Origin of the sequence: Microbacterium rhizophilum (genome assembly GCF_039605615.1) — a bacterium.
GTDB lineage: Bacteria > Actinomycetota > Actinomycetes > Actinomycetales > Microbacteriaceae > Microbacterium > Microbacterium rhizophilus.
This window is the reverse complement of the sequence record NZ_JBCNUN010000006.1, coordinates 18717-34470: the sequence shown is the minus strand read 5'-3', so window position 1 is coordinate 34470 and position 15754 is coordinate 18717. Positions and strand designations below refer to the sequence as shown.

General features: G+C 72.2%; 19 protein-coding genes. 4 read left to right on the top strand and 15 right to left on the bottom strand.

Features of this window, described 5'->3' with window-relative positions; genetic code table 11:
• The gene (locus AAD528_RS11155; protein WP_345752152.1) at positions 1-1977 is read right to left on the bottom strand and encodes a bifunctional copper resistance protein CopD/cytochrome c oxidase assembly protein; all 1977 of its coding nucleotides are present in this window, start codon (positions 1975-1977) and stop codon (positions 1-3) included.
• Between the two features lie 235 nt (positions 1978-2212).
• Between AAD528_RS11155 and AAD528_RS11150 the strand changes: the two genes are divergently transcribed.
• The 3 genes from AAD528_RS11150 to AAD528_RS11140 all read left to right on the top strand — a co-directional run bounded on the left by AAD528_RS11150 (position 2213) and on the right by AAD528_RS11140 (position 3844).
• A complete protein-coding gene (locus AAD528_RS11150; RefSeq protein ID WP_345752151.1) occupies positions 2213-3130 on the top strand; it encodes a DUF222 domain-containing protein in 918 nt (305 codons plus the stop codon).
• 237 nt (positions 3131-3367) lie between these two features.
• On the top strand, positions 3368-3517 hold the full coding sequence (locus AAD528_RS11145; RefSeq protein WP_345752150.1) for a hypothetical protein: 150 nt from the start codon (positions 3368-3370) through the stop codon (positions 3515-3517).
• A gap of 78 nt (positions 3518-3595) precedes the next feature.
• Positions 3596-3844 (top strand): DUF6458 family protein, encoded by a 249-nt coding sequence (locus AAD528_RS11140; RefSeq protein WP_345752149.1) that lies wholly within the window; start codon positions 3596-3598, stop codon positions 3842-3844.
• A 95-nt stretch (positions 3845-3939) separates the two neighbouring features.
• Here AAD528_RS11140 and AAD528_RS11135 read toward each other — a convergent pair whose 3' ends face one another.
• From AAD528_RS11135 to AAD528_RS11125, 3 genes are all read right to left on the bottom strand, one after another.
• The gene (locus AAD528_RS11135) at positions 3940-4227 is read right to left on the bottom strand and encodes an HU family DNA-binding protein (RefSeq protein WP_345752148.1); all 288 of its coding nucleotides are present in this window, start codon (positions 4225-4227) and stop codon (positions 3940-3942) included.
• A 240-nt stretch (positions 4228-4467) separates the two neighbouring features.
• The gene (locus tag AAD528_RS11130; RefSeq protein WP_345752147.1) at positions 4468-5631 is read right to left on the bottom strand and encodes an alpha/beta hydrolase fold domain-containing protein; all 1164 of its coding nucleotides are present in this window, start codon (positions 5629-5631) and stop codon (positions 4468-4470) included.
• Between the two features lie 15 nt (positions 5632-5646).
• Positions 5647-6231: a TetR/AcrR family transcriptional regulator gene (locus tag AAD528_RS11125; RefSeq protein WP_345752146.1), complete on the bottom strand. Its 585-nt coding sequence runs from the start codon at positions 6229-6231 to the stop codon at positions 5647-5649.
• Positions 6232-6355: 124 nt separating this feature from the next.
• Here AAD528_RS11125 and AAD528_RS11120 point away from each other — a divergent pair, with 124 nt between their 5' ends.
• Positions 6356-7177, top strand: coding sequence for an alpha/beta hydrolase (locus AAD528_RS11120; protein WP_345752145.1), 822 nt, complete (start codon positions 6356-6358; stop codon positions 7175-7177).
• Here AAD528_RS11120 and AAD528_RS11115 read toward each other — a convergent pair.
• The 11 genes from AAD528_RS11115 to AAD528_RS11065 form a co-directional block, all read right to left on the bottom strand.
• Positions 7132-8580, bottom strand: coding sequence for an MFS transporter (locus tag AAD528_RS11115; protein ID WP_345752144.1), 1449 nt, complete (start codon positions 8578-8580; stop codon positions 7132-7134). The two genes, AAD528_RS11120 and AAD528_RS11115, sit on opposite strands and share 46 nt — an antisense overlap.
• 158 nt (positions 8581-8738) lie before the next feature.
• Positions 8739-9044 carry a 30S ribosomal protein S14 gene (gene rpsN / locus AAD528_RS11110; RefSeq protein ID WP_135115039.1) on the bottom strand — a complete coding sequence of 102 codons (306 nt, stop codon included), beginning with the start codon at positions 9042-9044 and terminating at the stop codon, positions 8739-8741.
• A gap of 2 nt (positions 9045-9046) precedes the next feature.
• Entirely contained in the window at positions 9047-9217 is a 171-nt protein-coding gene (rpmG, locus tag AAD528_RS11105) for a 50S ribosomal protein L33 (protein WP_055987916.1), read from the bottom strand.
• Positions 9217-9453 (bottom strand): 50S ribosomal protein L28, encoded by a 237-nt coding sequence (gene rpmB, locus AAD528_RS11100; RefSeq protein ID WP_005051771.1) that lies wholly within the window; start codon positions 9451-9453, stop codon positions 9217-9219. Before rpmB ends, rpmG begins: the two co-directional genes overlap by 1 nt.
• A gap of 138 nt (positions 9454-9591) precedes the next feature.
• Entirely contained in the window at positions 9592-10347 is a 756-nt protein-coding gene (locus AAD528_RS11095) for a DNA-3-methyladenine glycosylase (protein ID WP_345752143.1), read from the bottom strand.
• Positions 10341-11759: a WD40 repeat domain-containing protein gene (locus AAD528_RS11090; protein ID WP_345752142.1), complete on the bottom strand. Its 1419-nt coding sequence runs from the start codon at positions 11757-11759 to the stop codon at positions 10341-10343. The genes AAD528_RS11095 and AAD528_RS11090 overlap by 7 nt, the downstream gene beginning before the upstream one ends.
• Positions 11749-12528 carry a TIGR03943 family putative permease subunit gene (locus AAD528_RS11085; RefSeq protein WP_345752141.1) on the bottom strand — a complete coding sequence of 260 codons (780 nt, stop codon included), beginning with the start codon at positions 12526-12528 and terminating at the stop codon, positions 11749-11751. Before AAD528_RS11085 ends, AAD528_RS11090 begins: the two co-directional genes overlap by 11 nt.
• Positions 12529-12556: 28 nt before the next feature.
• Positions 12557-13582 carry a permease gene (locus AAD528_RS11080; RefSeq protein WP_345752140.1) on the bottom strand — a complete coding sequence of 342 codons (1026 nt, stop codon included), beginning with the start codon at positions 13580-13582 and terminating at the stop codon, positions 12557-12559.
• Positions 13579-13974: a Fur family transcriptional regulator gene (locus AAD528_RS11075; RefSeq protein ID WP_345752139.1), complete on the bottom strand. Its 396-nt coding sequence runs from the start codon at positions 13972-13974 to the stop codon at positions 13579-13581. Before AAD528_RS11075 ends, AAD528_RS11080 begins: the two co-directional genes overlap by 4 nt.
• Before the next feature lie 10 nt (positions 13975-13984).
• On the bottom strand, positions 13985-14875 hold the full coding sequence (locus AAD528_RS11070; protein ID WP_345752138.1) for a metal ABC transporter permease: 891 nt from the start codon (positions 14873-14875) through the stop codon (positions 13985-13987).
• The gene (locus AAD528_RS11065; protein ID WP_345752137.1) at positions 14872-15693 is read right to left on the bottom strand and encodes a metal ABC transporter ATP-binding protein; all 822 of its coding nucleotides are present in this window, start codon (positions 15691-15693) and stop codon (positions 14872-14874) included. The genes AAD528_RS11070 and AAD528_RS11065 overlap by 4 nt, the downstream gene beginning before the upstream one ends.
• Positions 15694-15754: the final 61 nt, after the last annotated feature.

The window sequence follows — 15754 nt, the reverse complement described above, 5'->3', positions numbered from 1 at the left end:
TCAGCGCCCCGCCGCGCTGTCGCGCTCGGCGAGGCGCGCCAGGCGGGCGTTGTAGGCCTCGAGCTCGGCGTCGTCCGTGCGGTCGGCGTGCCGGTCCGCGCGGCGCTGCTGGCGCTCGTCGCTGCGGCTCCACTGGATCGCCACGACGATCGCGGTGATGAGGGTCGGGATCTCGCCGATCGACCACGCGACGCCGCCGCCGATGTACTGGTCCTCCATGGGCGTGGGCCCCCACGTGCGGCCCATGGCGCCGAACCACTCGGCGACCATCAGACCCGACTGCATCATCATCGCGACGCCGAAGAACGCGTGGATCGCCATGACGGCGATGAGCGTGACCAGGCGTCCGGGGTAGGGCATCCGGTACGGCAGCGGATCGATCCCGGTGAGCGTCATGACGAACAGGAAGCCGGTGACGAGGAAGTGCGTCACCATCCAGACGTGCCCGAGGTGGTCGTACAGCGACCAGCGGAACAGGTCGGTGTAATAGAACACCCACAGCGAGCCGACGAAGAGCGCCGCCGCGACCAGCGGGTGGGTGATCACGCGGGCGTACGGGCTGTGCACGGCCCACATGATCCACTCGCGACCGCCGCGGGTGCCGTCGTCTCGCTTGGCGATCGCGCGCAGTGCCAGCGTGATGGGCGCGCCCGGCACGAGCAGCAGCGGGATGCCCATGGTCAGCAGCATGTGGCCGAGCATGTGCAGGCTGAAGAGGTAGTCCTGGTACGCGTTCACCGGGCCCGACGTCACCCAGAACAGCAGCAGCATGCCGAGCACCCACAGCACCGTGCGGTACACCGGCCAGCGGTCGCCGCGGCGGCGCAGCCGGATCACGCCGGCGAGGTAGAGCGCGATGCCCGCGGCCGCGACGAACGCCCAGAGCAGGTCGACGTCCCACGTCGTGAACCAGCGATCGAGGCTGAGCTCTGGAGGCAGCGGCTCGTCGGTCAGGATCTCCGCGGGCGTCGAGGAGTACGGCGTCTCGGTGGCGGGCGGGGGTGTGCGCGCCAGCGCGGCGGCCGCCCCGGAGGCGACGCCCATGAACGCCAGCTCGACCGCGATGAGCGACCAGAACGAGCGCGCGGCCTGCGTGGCGCGCCCGATCCGGCCGATGAGGCGCTGCCGGTACCACGCGCCGAGCAGGCCCATCACGACGAGCGCGAAGACCTTCACGCACAGGATTCCGCCGTACGGCGTGGTCAGCTGGTCCCACGCGCTGATCGACGACAGCGTCCGCGCGAGGCCGGACAGCGCCACGACGGCGAACGCCACGAGCGCGATCGACGAGTACCGCAGCAGCACGTCGGGCACGCGCGCCGCCGGGAGGATCGGACGCAGCGCCACGAGCAGCACGAGACCGCCGAGCCATACGGCGGCGCCGAGCACGTGCAGGCTGAGCGCGGTGACGGTCGCATCGTGGCTCGCGAGCTCGCCCGAGTGCCCCTGCGTCGCCATCGGGACGAGCGACGCGAGCGCCAGGATCGCGGTCAGCAGCGTCGACGTCCACGACCGGATCGCGAAAGCCAGGATCGTCACGACGGCCGCCGCGATCGTCGTGATCAGCCACGTGCGGCCGAGCTCGACCGCCGTGAGGAATGTGCCGAGCTGCGCGCCGAACTCCGGCCCGGCCGACAGCTGCGGATTGAACGAGTCGAGGAACGTGAGGAACCCGACCGTGCCGGAGGCCACCGTGAGCACGGCCGCGCCGATCGAGGCCACGTCGAGGGCGCCGTCGAACTCGCGCTCGCCGGCCTTCAACGCGAACAGCGCGAGCACGAGGGAGCCGGCCATGACCGCCGCCGAGACGTTCACGATCAGCTTGGCCAGCGGCAGGCCCCAGCGCACGAACGGCCCCGGGTCTCCCGTGGCGAGCGGATCGGCCGCGCCGCCGTACATCAGGGCCGCGACCGCCGTGAGCACCGCCGCGGCGATCAGGATCGCGGGCCCGGCAGCCCGCAGCGCGCGCGGATTCACCCGATCAGCCTAGTTCGCCGCGGCTGTGCCGAGTCTGACCCCGCCCGCCTCGTGCGCTGCCGGTCGTCGAGCGAGCCGCAGGCGGGTCGAAGCCGGCCGCGTGTTGCCCGGTCTTGCGCCCCGCTCGTTCGTCCACAGGGGCGGTTCGGGTCGAGTTGTCCACGCTTCGGGTTCTATCCCCAGATCAGCGGTTTCCCGCCCTTCGAATGTCGGTGGTCTCTGGGAGGATCGGGGCATGACAGCGCAGGCGTACTGCCCGGAGCCGTGGACTCCCACGGCCGGTGAGAGCGCCCGCACGAGTGCGCTGGTGGATCGGTTCGTGGAGCTGGAGGCGCAGGTGGCGCGGGTCCGCGCCGAGCAGGCCACGCTCCTGGTGTCCCTGGCGGAGATCGCGGTCGTGCAGGGGCGTCGGAGTGGGTCGGAGTCGGAGTACGACTTCGCCACCCGCTCCATCGCCGCCGAGCTCGCGACCGCCGCCCGGATCCCCGACGGCACGATCCGGGGCCGGATGGGCGACGCGGTCACCCTGATGACCGGGTTCCCTGCGACGTTCGCGGCGTTGCAGGAGGGGCGGATCAGCGAACCCCACACCCGGGTGATCGTCGCCGCCGGCGAGCGACTGGACGACGACTCGAGGGTGGAGTTCGAGGGGATCGTGCTGCCGCGGGCGGAGGGCGTCACCGTGGGGCAGCTGCGGTCGTTCGCGAGGGCGGTGGCGGAGCGGATCGACCCGGTGCCGTTGACGGTGCGGCAGGCGGAGGTCATGGCCCACCGTGGCGTGTGGATCACCCCGCTGCAGGACGGCATGGCGGAGATCCGGGCGGTGCTTCCCGCGTTCGCCGTGTACGCCATCCACGACCGGCTCACCCAGGCCGCCACGAAGCTGAAGGCCACCGCCCGCGCCGCCGGCCACGCGGATCCCCGCACCCTGGATCAGATCCGCGCCGATCTGCTCGCCGACCTGCTCCTCACCGGCACCCCCACCGCCGGGGACGCCCTGGACGCGATCCACGCCACCATCCAGGTCACCATCCCCGTCGACACCATCACCGGGATCGGAGATGACGCCGCGTTCCTCACGGGGTACGGGCCGATCGACCCGGACACCGCCCGCCGCCTCGCCGGCAACGCCCCCACCTGGGTGCGGGTCTGACAGCACCGCGACACCGGCGCGCTCCTCACCGTCGACTCCTACACCCCGACCGCCGCGCAACGGCGGTACCTCACCGCGAGGGACGAGCACTGCCGGTTCCCCGGGTGCCGACAACCCGCCAGACGCTGCGACACCGACCACACCATCCCGCACTCCCACGACGGGCCCACCACCGCGACGAACCTCGCCCACCTCTGCCAAGCGCACCACCGCCTGAAACATCACTCCCCCTGGCGGATGCGGCAAGGCCCCGACGGGGAGATCGAATGGACCTCCCCGACCGGCCGCACCTACGCCCACAAGCCCACGCCCATGGTCCGGTTCGAAGCTGAAGCCGCGGTCGTCATGCCCGACCTGCACCTCAGCGACGACCCACCACCGTTCTGACGGCGGGGGGTGAACCGTCCCTCTCTCGAATTGTCAAGCCCGGTGACCGGGAGTTCCCGTGCCCCTAGCGTGACGGCCATGAGTATCGGAACCGGAGTAGTGCTGTTCGTGATCGGCGCCATCCTGGCGTTCGGCTTGGAACTCGACATCCCGGGCGTGAACGACGACTTCATCGGCTACCTGCTGATGGCGGTCGGCGTGGTCGTCTTCATCGTCGGTCTCGTGCTGGTGACCCGCCGTCGCTCCTCCGTCGAGCGCACCCGCACGGTCAACGATCCGGGTGCCGGGCAGGTGACCGAGCGCCGCACCGACGTCGACCCCTATTGATCCCGCCGGGGCGTGGGAGACGCCTCTGAAGGGAACGCACGCGAAAGGGGATGCCTCCCACGGGAGGCATCCCCTTTCGTGATGCTGGCTGCGTCTTACTTGGCGGCGGCCTTCAGCTTCGAACCCGCGGTCACCTTGACGCGCTTGCCGGCCGGGATCTTGATCTCGGCGCCGGTCTGCGGGTTGCGGCCCGTGCGCGCGGCGGTCTCGACCTGCTCGAAGGCGATCCAGCCCGGGATCGAGACCTTCGAGCCCTTGGCGACGGCCTCGGAGACCGAGGTGAAGAGGGCGTCGAGAACGCCCGAGACGGCGGCCTGGCTCTGACCGGTCGCGCTGGCGATGCTCGCAACGAGCTCGGTCTTGGTGATGGACTTGTCGGCCATGTCATCCTCCAGCGGCGCCACCGGGACGCCGCAACGTGATCAATGGACCGGAGGCGGATGCCCCCGGGGCGATCGTCGATCGCGCCTCGACAGTATCAACGGGGCCCGGAATTCCGCGGATTCTGGCGGGTTTCCGGGCGATTCGGGCGGCGTGTCGGGGTCTCATGGGGCAGATGTGACGGATGTGACCGGAATATGACGCGACCCGCGGGATTCCGCGGGCATTCGCCTGCCGCCGCGTCAGCCGTGCAACGTGCGCAGGGCGGCGACCACGTCGTCGTGCCAGCGCCGCGCGACCGCCAGCACGCCCGTGAAGATCGCCGTGTCGTGCGTCGCGCCCATGTACTGCACGGCGCTCGCCTCGACCCCTGCCTCGCGCAACGCGGCGGCGTAGGCGACGCCGTCGCCGCGCAGCGGGTCGTACTGCGCGGTCAGGATGACGGCGGGCGGCAGCCCCGCCAGCGACTCCGCCCGGATCGGCGACGCGTACGGCTCGCGCCGGTCGCGCCGGTGCCGCAGGTACGTGCGGGCGACGGATGACAGCTCGCGCGCCATGAGCGGGCTCGGGATGCCGAGCGCGCGCGAGGCGCGGAAGTCCACGTGCCGCCCGGTGAGGTCGACCACGGGGACCTCCAGCAGCTGCAGTCGCAGGGGCAGAGCGCCGCGATCGCGGTTCATCAGAGCGACCGCGGCCGCGATGTTCGCGCCCGCCGACATCCCGCCGATGCCGATCCGATCCGGGTCGATGCCGAGCTCCTCGGAGTGCGCGAACACGTAGTCCAGCGCCGCGTGACCCTGCAGCACCTGCGCGGGGTACTTGCGCTCGGGCGCGAGCGCGTAGTCCACGCCGATCATCGCGACACCCGCGTCGGCCGCGCGGCGGCGGTTGGCGGCGTCCGTCGTGGGGTAGTCGATCCCGCCGATGCGGAACGCGCCGCCGAAGAACGTCAGGCACCCCGGCACGGATCCTTCGGGCCGCGCGCCGACCGTCGGGTAGTAGATGCGCAGGCGCACGTCGGGCTGCCCCGGCACCGGGACGATCCGGTCGATGGTGTGCACGCGCGGCCCGGGGGTGCCGACCTTCTGCAGCTCCTCGCGGTCCCACGACAGGGTGATCCGACGGTGCTCGGCGCGGCGGCGGCTCGGGCGGTGGGCATCGTCGACGCGCGGCGCCGTGGCCTGCGGCGGCGTCTCGAGCTGCGCGGCCTCGGGCGCCGGTCGGTGCCGCGGCGGGGTGCGCTTGGGCGCGGCCGCGTCGGCGGGCGCGGTCTCGACGCCCGCTTGAGCGGCGGGGCGCATGAACCACGGCCACCCGAGCTGCCGCTTCAGGCCCTCGAGGCCCTGAGCGATCATGTACTTCCGCTGCCGTCGCAGGCGTTCGGCGAAGTACGGGTCGAGCGGCATGCGATCCTCCGTCGGTCAGTCCCGGTGCGCCTCGACGACCCTGCGGGCCGTGCGGGCGAAGGCGTCGGCGGCGCGGTCGCGTCCGTCCAGGTAGCCGCCGACGAGCGCGGCGTCGCGCAGCAGCACGAGCGAGGCGGCGACCTCCTCGGGCTCGCGCAGGCCGGCGCCGCGCGCGACCTGCTCGAGCGTGCCGCGGAACCACGAGCGGTGCTCGTCGATCAGCGTGCGCACGGGGCCGGCGGCATCCGGGAACTCGGCGGCCGCGTTGATGAACGGGCAGCCGCGGGTGTGCCGCTCCCGCACGTCGGCCGCAACGCCTTCGACCGCCAGCTCGAGCAGCCGCTGCGGATCGTCCGTCTGCGCGAAGGCGCCATCGAACATGTCGCGGATGACCTGGTCCTCGCCGCGCAGGTAGGCGAGCACGAGGTTCTCCTTGCCCGCGAAGTGCTTGTACAGCGTGGCGCGCGTGACGCCGGCCTCCTCGATCACGCGGTCCACGCCCACGGAGTGGATGCCCTCGGCGTAGAACAGCCGCGTGGCGGCATCGAGCAGGCGGTCGCGCGCGGGGCTCGGGCGCGTGCGCGTCTCATCGGCGGTCATCGGGTCCTCCTTCTCCCCATCGTGCCATCACGGTTCGATGGTCGGGAATAGTTGTATAGATAGAACGTTCGGTCTAGTATCGAGGCTACACCCCCACGGCACCACTCATCCGAGGAGCAAGGAAATGAACACCACCGACAAGGCCCCCATCGTCCTCATCCACGGACTGTGGATGACCCCGAAGAGCTGGGACACGTGGGCCGAGCGCTTCCGCGCCCGTGGCCACGAGGTCATCGTCCCGGGCTGGCCCGGCATCGACGACCGCACGGTCGCGGACATCCGCTCGAACCCCGCGGCGCTCAAGGGCATCGGCCTCAAGCAGATCGCCGACGACTACGAGCGGATCATCCGCTCGCTCCCGCGCAAGCCGATCATCATGGGCCACTCGTTCGGCGGCGTGCTCACGCAGATGCTCGCCGACCGCGGCCTCGGCGTCGCCTACGTCGGCGTCGCCCCCGGGCAGCCCGCGGGCGTCACGACCCTGCCCCTGTCGACACTCTGGACCGGCACCCCGATCCTGTCGAACCCGTTCGGGATCAACGGCGCCAAGCCGCTCTCGAAGCGCCACTTCCACTTCACGTTCGGCAACGACCTGCCCCGCAGCGAGTCCGACAGGCTGTGGGAGGAGTACGCGGTGAACTCGTACAACCGCGTGTTCTTCGAGGGCGTCTCCTCGGTCCCGAACGAGAAGGGCGGCGTCACGCACGTCGACTTCGGCCGCGCGGACCGCGCCCCGCTGCTGATCATCACGGGCGAGATCGACCACGTCGTGCCGCCGGCCATCGGCAAGGCGATCGTGAAGAAGTACACCGCGGCCGGCCCCGCCACGGTCGACTACAAGGAGTACGCGGGCCGCACCCACCGCCTGGTGAGCCAGGACGGCTGGGAGGAGATCGCGGACTACGCGCTCGACTGGGCCGTCCGGCACCAGCGGGCGGCCGCCTGACGGACCTCCTCCGCAGACGAAGGGGCGGGGATCCACCGAGGATCCCGCCCCTTCCTGTCATCGGGCGCTCGCGCGTCGTCGAGAGCGGGCCGCCTGGACAGCAGCAGGACCGCCACGGCGCCGAGCACGAGCAGCCCCGCGGTGCACGAGTACAGCGCGACGTTCGTCCATCCGGCGTCCAGCAGGACGCCCGCCGCGATCGGCGCGAGGATCGCGCCCGCACGACCCACACCGAGGGCGGCGCCGACGCCTGTCGCACGGACCTCGGTGCCGTAGCGCGCGGGCGCCACGGTGTAGAGGCCCGCGATGCAGCCGTTGACCAGCACGCCCACGACCACGCCGAGTGCGAAGGCGAGCGCGAGCACGGCGGTGGACAGCACGAACGTCACGATCGCGGCGGCGCTCAGCAGCAGGAAGACCAGCAGCAGCCGCTCGCGCGAGGCGCGGGCCGCCAGCGCGCCGTACAGCACGGATCCGGCCGCGCCGCCGAGAGCGAGCGCCATGCCCACCACGACGCCCTGGTCCACGGTCATGCCCGCCTCGACCATGAGGCGCGGGGTCCACGAGTTCACGAAGTAGAACGCGAACATGACCGTGAAGAACGTCGCCCACAGCAGCAGCGTCGCCCCGATGGCGTCGCGCGAGAACAGCGCGCCGAGGCCCGACTTCGCGGGCGCCGCCTCCGGCCGCGCCGCGCTCGACGCGATCCGGACGGGGTCGAACCCCACACGGCGGGCGATGCGCGCGAGCGTGGCCTGGGAGCGCGCACCCCGCAGCTGCAGGAAGTGCACGGACTCGGGCAGCAGGAACACGAGCACGGCGAGCAGGACCGTGCTGGTGATCGCGCCCGCGAGGAACACGCCGCGCCAGCCGGCGCCCTCCTGCAGGCCCACGGCGGCGATGCCGCCGAGCGTCGCGCCCACACCGTAGCCGGCCGTGTAGATGCCCAGGGCGAGACCGCGCCAGCGCCGAGACGAGAACTCCGCGGTGATCACGGTGATGCTCGTCAGGATGCCGCCCACGCCCAGACCGGTCAGCACCCGCCAGATGCCGAGCTGCACGACATCCTGCGCGGAGGCGGCCAGGTACATGCCCGCGGTGGCGAGCGCGACCGAGCCGAGCACGGTGATCCGCCGCCCGATCAGGTCGGCGACGCGGCCGAGCGCGAGCGACCCGATCGCCATGCCGATCAGCGTCGCGCTGATGACGACGCCGAGCTCGGCGCCACTGAGGGCGAATTCCTTCTCGACGCGCGCGGACACGAACGACATCGCCGCGACGTCGAAGCCGTCCAGGGCGTTCAGCAGCACCGCGGCGGCCACGATGGCCCACTGGTACGGCGACATCGGGGCGCGCTCGAGATGCTCGCGCAGGTCCAGGGCCGGGGTATCGGTCTTCGTCATATCGTTGCAGCCTTCGCCGGTCACTCGGATGGACGCGTCAGCGCGCCGATCGCCCAGCATATACCTATGTCCATAGCCTCTGGCCATAGGCATCGATATCGCGGGGCAAGAGAAAGGGCGAGGATCCGGATGGATCCTCGCCCTTTCTCAGCGGGTGCTTACCAGCTCGACTTGGTCACGCCGGGCAGCTCGCCACGGTGCGCCATGTCGCGGAAGCGGACACGCGAGATGCCGAACTTCGTCAGGACACCGCGGGGGCGGCCGTCGATGACGTCGCGCGAGCGGACGCGGATCGGCGACGCGTTGCGGGGCAGCTTCTGCAGGCCCACGCGAGCGGCCTCGCGCTCCTCGTCGGTCGCGTTGGGGTCGATGAGCTGCTTCTTGAGGGTCGCGCGCTTCTCGGCGTAGCGGGCGACGATCTCCTTGCGCTGCTCGTTGCGAGCGATCTTGCTCTTCTTGGCCATGATTAACGCTCCTCGCGGAAGTCGACGTGCTTGCGGACCACCGGGTCGTACTTCTTGAGCACGAGGCGGTCGGGGGTGTTGCGGCGGTTCTTCTTGGTCACGTACGTGTAGCCCGTGCCCGCCGTCGAACGCAGCTTGATGATCGGACGGATGTCCTGAGCCTTCTTGGCCATTAGAGCTTCACACCCTTCGCGATCAGGTCCTTCACGACCGACTCGATGCCGCGGGCGTCGATGACCTTGATGCCCTTAGCCGACACGTTCAGCGTGATCTTGCGACCGAGCGACGGAACGTAGTAGGTCTTCTTCTGCACGTTCGGGTCGAAGCGGCGCTTCGTCCGGCGGTGCGAGTGCGAGATGTTGTGACCGAAGCCGGGAACGGCACCGGTCACCTGGCACACAGCAGCCATGATGATTCTCCTTCAATACCGTGGGACCGGACGGCCCCACCCAAGGTCTCTTGTCTGCACATGACCGACCCGACCCTTGCGGGCTGTGTTCGGGAGGGGATGTACGAACTGCGCACAGGAGTGCACGCAGACAATCGCCTAGCCTAGCACACCCGGGCGGGGCCCCTCCGGGCGGAGGCTCCGCCCGTCGAGAATGCGACGGGTGGAGTGCCCGTGAGGGAGCGCCCCGACCTCGGCGGCCCCGCGGCCGGGGCGGAAGGCGGAGACCGTCGGATCGCCCGGGATCCAGAAGCGCCACGGGAAGGCGTCGGTCCCCGCGATGCCGGCGACGCCCACGCGCGGGCCCGTGGCGATCTCGGCGAGCGGGCGCTCGAACAGGTGCAGGCGCGCGATCGCGTCGCCCTGGTCGGCGCCCGTCACGGCGTCGATCCCGTCGTGCCGCGCGTGGCGCAGTCCGACCGCGTCGCCGAGCCGCCCCGGGCCGCGCGCCAGGTCGCGGTCGGTGCGCGCGACGCCCCGGGCCTCGCGACGGCGGCGCGCGACCTCCGCGCCCTCGACGATCTCCCCCGCGCGCAGCAGGATGCCGTCGCCGCGCCCGACCGGGCCGCACACGACGTTCACGCACGAGTGGATGCCGTGGCTGAGGTACACGTACAGGTGGCCGGCCTCGCCCCACATCGTGGCGTTGCGGGCCGTCGGCCCCATGCGCGCGTGCGACCCCGGATCCGCGACGTCGCCCGACCCGAGCCCGTGGTAAGCCTCGACCTCGGTGATGCGGACCGTGACGTCGCCGTCCGGGAGCGAGGTGTGCAGCAGCGCGCCGAGCAGCCGGGGCGCGACGACGGCGGGCAGGCCGGAGAAGTCGTCGCGGCGGGCGGGGCGGTGCGTCACCACGGGCCGACCGTGCACCACGAGATGTCGAAGCCCGAGAGCACCGTTGCCGGATCGCCCGTGTCGAGGTCGACGATGTGCGTCTCGAGCGTGCGCGGCACCGCCATCCCGCCGATGTCGTACGGGTTGGTCGCGATGTCCGGCGCCACGAGCGCCGCGACGTAGCGGCCGCTGGGCGAGACGCACGACTGCAGCAGCGCGTCCTCCGGCCCGGTCTCGAACAGCGTCCGCGTCGTCCCGTCGTCCGCGACGTGTGCGAGCGTCTGCCCGTCGGGATGCCACGCGTCGCGCATCTTCTGGAACTGCCGGACGGTGCCCGCGCGGCCCTCGCCGCCGGCCGGAACGGGCGCGACGGTGCCGAGCACGCCGAGGTCGCGATCCGGCTCGACGAGCGCGGTCTCCTCCCCGGTCGTGAGGTCCAGCTGGCGGATGCCCTGATCCACGCGCTCGACGATCGCCGTGTACGTGCCCCGCGCGATCGCGTCGATCGTGAGCGCGCCGCCGAGCATCGTCGGATCCCCTGCGCTCTCGGGATCCGTCAGGATCAGCTCGCCGTCGAAGTCCACCAGCAGCAGGGCCGACGAGTCGGGCACGAAGCGCCAGCGGTCGACGCTCGCGGGCTCGCCGCCGACCTCGACCGGCACGGGATCGGCCGCCGGCTCCTTGAGCCGCGCGGTGAACAGGACGCTCGCGAACTCCGCGCCGTTCGGGTCGGAGAACGTGTACCCCACCAGGTCGCCGCGCTGCGACACCTGCAGTCCCTGCACGCTTCCCTTCCCCGGCAGGGTCAGGTCGGTCTCGCCCGAGCCGTCGCGGTTCATCACGTGCAGCGCCGACACGCCATCCTGGGCCGTCGCGACGACGAGCCGCGTCGACGTCGCGCGGAAGTCCTCGATCAGCGGGCTCGAGTAGACGGGCACGGCGTCCCGGCCGTGCAGGCTCGAGCGGAAGATCGTGTCGTCGCCCTTCGGGTCGCGCTGCAGCAGGAACACCTCGGCGGCTGGCGTGCGGAACGTCGTCTCGAGCGTCGCCTCGGGCCCGCCGCCCACGGCATGGGCGCCCTGCACCCGCACGGTGTACTCGGTGTCGTCGTCCAGCGGCACGGTGAAGCGCACTCCGACGCTGCGCCCCGCGGCGTCCACGGTGAAGGGCGCGGCGGGCGTGAGGCTGACCTGATCCGGATCGATGTCGGCCAGCGCCTGATTCACGGTCAGGATGGCGCGCGCGCCCGCGACCTCGATCGCCGCGGACGGATCGACCTGCACGTCGCTCACGCGCGGCCCCTGCGCGAGGCTGACCGCGGCCCCGGCGCCGCTCAGCGCGACGAGCCCGGCCAGCACGCCGACGAGCGTGAGCGCGAAGCGGCGCAGGCCGGCGCGGCGGCGGGCGCCGCGGCGAGTGGGCTCAGTACTCATACGGATCGTCCGGGGCCGGGATCGGGGCGATGTCGCGCGGCTCGATGATGAGGGCGCCCGACGCGTCGGTGGTCACGACGCCGTCGACCGTGACCCACTCGCCGGTGGCGAGGTCGTCCTGCCAGCCCGGCGAGGCGACCGGCAGCGAGGCCGGCTGGGCGTCGATCACGCAGTGCGTGATCACGAGGCGGCCCAGCCGCAGCGTCGCAGCGTCGGCGTCGTCCGGCGTCACGAAGCCGGTCAGGGTGACGTGGGTGCCCTCGTATGCGTCGGGGCTCGTGGCGCTGGAGAACACCGACACCCAGTCGCCCACGCCGAACGTGCTGGTGTCGGCGGCGGCGAGCAGCACGTCGTCCGCGCCCGCGAACAGCGGCGCCGTGCCGGTGTCGCGAGCCATGGCGAGCTCGACCGACAGGGGCGCGGGCGGCAGCACGAGCGCCGCGACCGCGACGGCCGAGGCCGCGAGGCCGCCGGTCGCCGTGAGGGCGATCGTCCACGGCCTCCCCCGGCCCGCGGCGCGCTCGAGCTCGTCGTGCTCGTCATGGTCGTGCTCGTCGACGTGGTCGTGGTCGTGCCCGTGGTCGGCCTCGGCGCCGAGCGGCAGCGCGAACGACGCGACCGCTCCGACCAGCGCGAGCACAGCCATCCCGACCGCGAACCACGCCTGATCCGGGTTGATGTACAGGGCGAGGCGGCCGGTCGCCGCGAGGCCGAGCGTGACCACGGCCAGCGCGGCGGCCAGGCCCGCGCCGAGCCAGCGCGTGCCCACGGACCCCAGGGCCTTCCGATCGACGGCGCTAGACAACGAGGTTCACCCCGATCCCGATCCCGAAGGCCGCGAGCAGCACGACCGCGACGACGCCGGCGAGCGTGCGGGTGGTGAACGTCGTGCGCATCAGCGCGAGCATCTTCACATCGACGAGCGGGCCGACCAGCAGGAAGACCGCGAGCGACCCAGGAGAGAACGTCGCGGCGAACGACAGCGCGAAGAACGCGTCCACGTTCGAGCAGATCGCCACGGTCATGGCCAGTGCCGTCATCGCGACGATCGACAGCACGGGGTTGGATCCGATCGCCAGCAGCGCGTCGCGCGGGATGATCACCTGCACGGCCCCGGCGATCGCCGAGCCCACGATGAGCGCGGGCATCACCGCGCGCAGCTCCACGACGAACTGCGCGAGGCTGCGCCGGCCGCGGCCGCCGGTCTCGCGCGTGACGATCTCGCACGCGTCCAGGAAACGTCCCGTCAGCAGGCTCGACGGATCCGGATGCCGGCTGTAGATCCAGCCGATCAGGTTCGCGATCGCCCAGCCGCCGACGATCCGGGCCACCAGGATGCCACCGTCCCAGCCGAATGCGGCGTGCGTCGTGATGATCACGATGGGGTTCACGATCGGCGCGGCGACGAGGAACGTCAGCGTCTCGGCCGGCGCGACGCCGCGCATCAGCAGGCCGCGCGCGAACGGCACGTTGCCGCACTCGCACACCGGGATGATCATGCCGAGCAGGGATAGGACGGCCCGACGCGCCCATGCCCGGCGCGGCATGATCCGCTCGATCACGCCGGCGGGCAGCCACACCTGCACCGCGATCGACAGGATGACGCCCAGCATCACGAACGGCAGCGACTCGATCAGCACGCTGAGCGAGAGCGTCAGGCCGTCCTGCACGCGCGTCGGCAGCGCCTGCGGGAACAGCCCCGGCGCGAAGGCGTCGATCAGCACCAGCACGACCACCGCGGCCACGCCGGCGCCGAGCCCGATCAGCGGCCGGGAGCGCCGCGTCTCCGGCGCCGCGCTCCTGCGCTCAGCGACCGATGTCATGCCCTCGCGGCCGCGCAGGCCTCGCACAGGCCGAAGATGTCGACCACGTGCTCGGCGTCGCGGAAGCCGTGCCGCGCGGCGGTGTCGCGCGCCCACTGCTCGACGGCGGTGGCCTCGATCTCGACAGCGAGCCCGCACGAGCGGCAGATCAGGTGGTGGTGGTGGCCGCTCATCGAGCAGGCGCGGTACAGCGCCTCGCCCTCGGGGCTCTGCAGCGAGTCGGCCTCGCCGGCGGCGGCGAGGCCGGCGAGCGCGCGGTACACGGTGGCCAGGCCGATCCCCGTGTTCTCGTCGCGCAGGGCCGCATGCAGGCTCTGGGCGCTCACGAAGCCGCGCGCGTCGGAGAGCGCGTCGCGCACGCGCTCCCGCTGCCACGTGTTCCGCTGGGCCATGCGACCGATCCTAGGCCGCGACTCTCGGCGCCGGCTGGGCACCCTGCACGGTCAGCGCACGGTCGCGGCGCCAGGCGATCGCGCGGCACACGACGTAGATGAGGAACGAGATGGTCGTGATGTACGGGCTCACGGGCAGCGTGCCCGCGATCGCCAGCAGGATGCCGCCGACCGCGGAGACGAACCCGAACGCGGCCGCGAGCAGCGGCACGCCCAGCGGGCCGTGGCTGACGCGCATGGCGGCCGCCGCGGGGGTCACGAGCAGCGCCATGACGAGCAGGGCGCCGATGATGTGCACCGCGACCGCGACGATCAGGCCCAGCAGCAGCATGAACACGATGCTCACGGCGCTGGTCGGCACGCCGCGCGCCGCGGCCGACTGGCCGTCGAGCGAGTCGAACCGCAGCGGGTTCCACACCAGCACGAGCCCGATCAGGACGACCAGGGAGATCCCGATCAGCCAGCCGAGATCCGGGCTCGACACCGACACGATCTGCCCCGTCAGCAGGCTGAACCGGTTGGCGCTGCGGCCCTCGTAGAGCGAGAGGAACAGGATGCCGAGGCCCAGGCCGAAGGGCATCAGCACGCCGACGATCGAGTTGCGGTCGCGCGCCCGCGCGCCGAGCAGGCCGATCAGGACGGCCGCCGCGACGGCGCCCGCGAGGGACCCGATCACCACGCTGCCGCCGAACAGCAGCGCCGCGGCGGCGCCCGCGAACGACAGCTCGCTCACGCCGTGCACCGCGAAGGCCATGTCGCGCTGCATGATGAACACGCCGATCAGCCCGCCGACGATCCCGAGGATCGCGCCGGCGATCACCGAGTTCGACACGAGCTGCAGCAGCGCGCCGTAGTCCTGGAACGAGAAGACGTCGCTCCAGTCGAGGGTGGGGCGGATCACGCGGCGCCCGCCTCGAGGGCCGGGGCCGGGATGTCGCAGTGGTCGTCCGCGTCGGGGACGCCCACGACGACGAGGCGACCGCCGGCGCGCAGCACGTGCACGGGGGCGCCGTAGAGGTCGGTGAGCACGTCCGAGCGCAGCACCTCGTCGGGGGTGCCCAGCGTGAACCGGCCGCCCGCGATGTACAGGATCCGGTCCACGCGATCGAGAATCGGGTTCACGTCGTGCGTGACGAACAGGACGGCCGCATCCCGCTCCCGGCGCTCGCGATCGATGATCGCGGTGACGGCCTGCTGGTTCGCGAGATCGAGGCTCGACAGCGGCTCGTCGCACAGCAGCAGGGCCGGCTCGTCGGCCAGCGCCTGCGCGACCCGCAGCCGCTGCTGCTCACCGCCGCTCAGCAGCCCGACGGGCCGGTCGGCGTAGGCCGAGGAACCCACGGCCGCGAGCAGCGCGTCCACGCGGGCGCGGTCGCCCGGCCGCGGGATCGGCAGGCCGAAGCGCGTGCCCTGGATGCCGAGCGCCACGAGGTCGCGCGCGCGCATGCTCGTGCCGGGCGGCAGGGGTCGCTGCTGCGGGATGTAGCCGATGCGCCGGTCGCCGCGGCGCACGGCGGCGCCGGCCACGCGGATCTCCCCCGCGCTGAGCTCCTGCAGGCCGAGGATCGCGCGCAGCAGCGTGGTCTTGCCGGATCCGCTCGGCCCCAGCACCGCGACGAACTCGCCCGGCCGCACCGCCAGATCCAGCCCCGCCCACAGCTCGCGCCCGCGCAGGCGCAGCGCGGCGCCCGAGATCTCGAGCACGGGGGAAGAGGTCATGAGGGCCAGTCTAGGTCGGCTGGTGATAACGGTTCTCGGCTTCTGTCCTGCGACGCGGGCG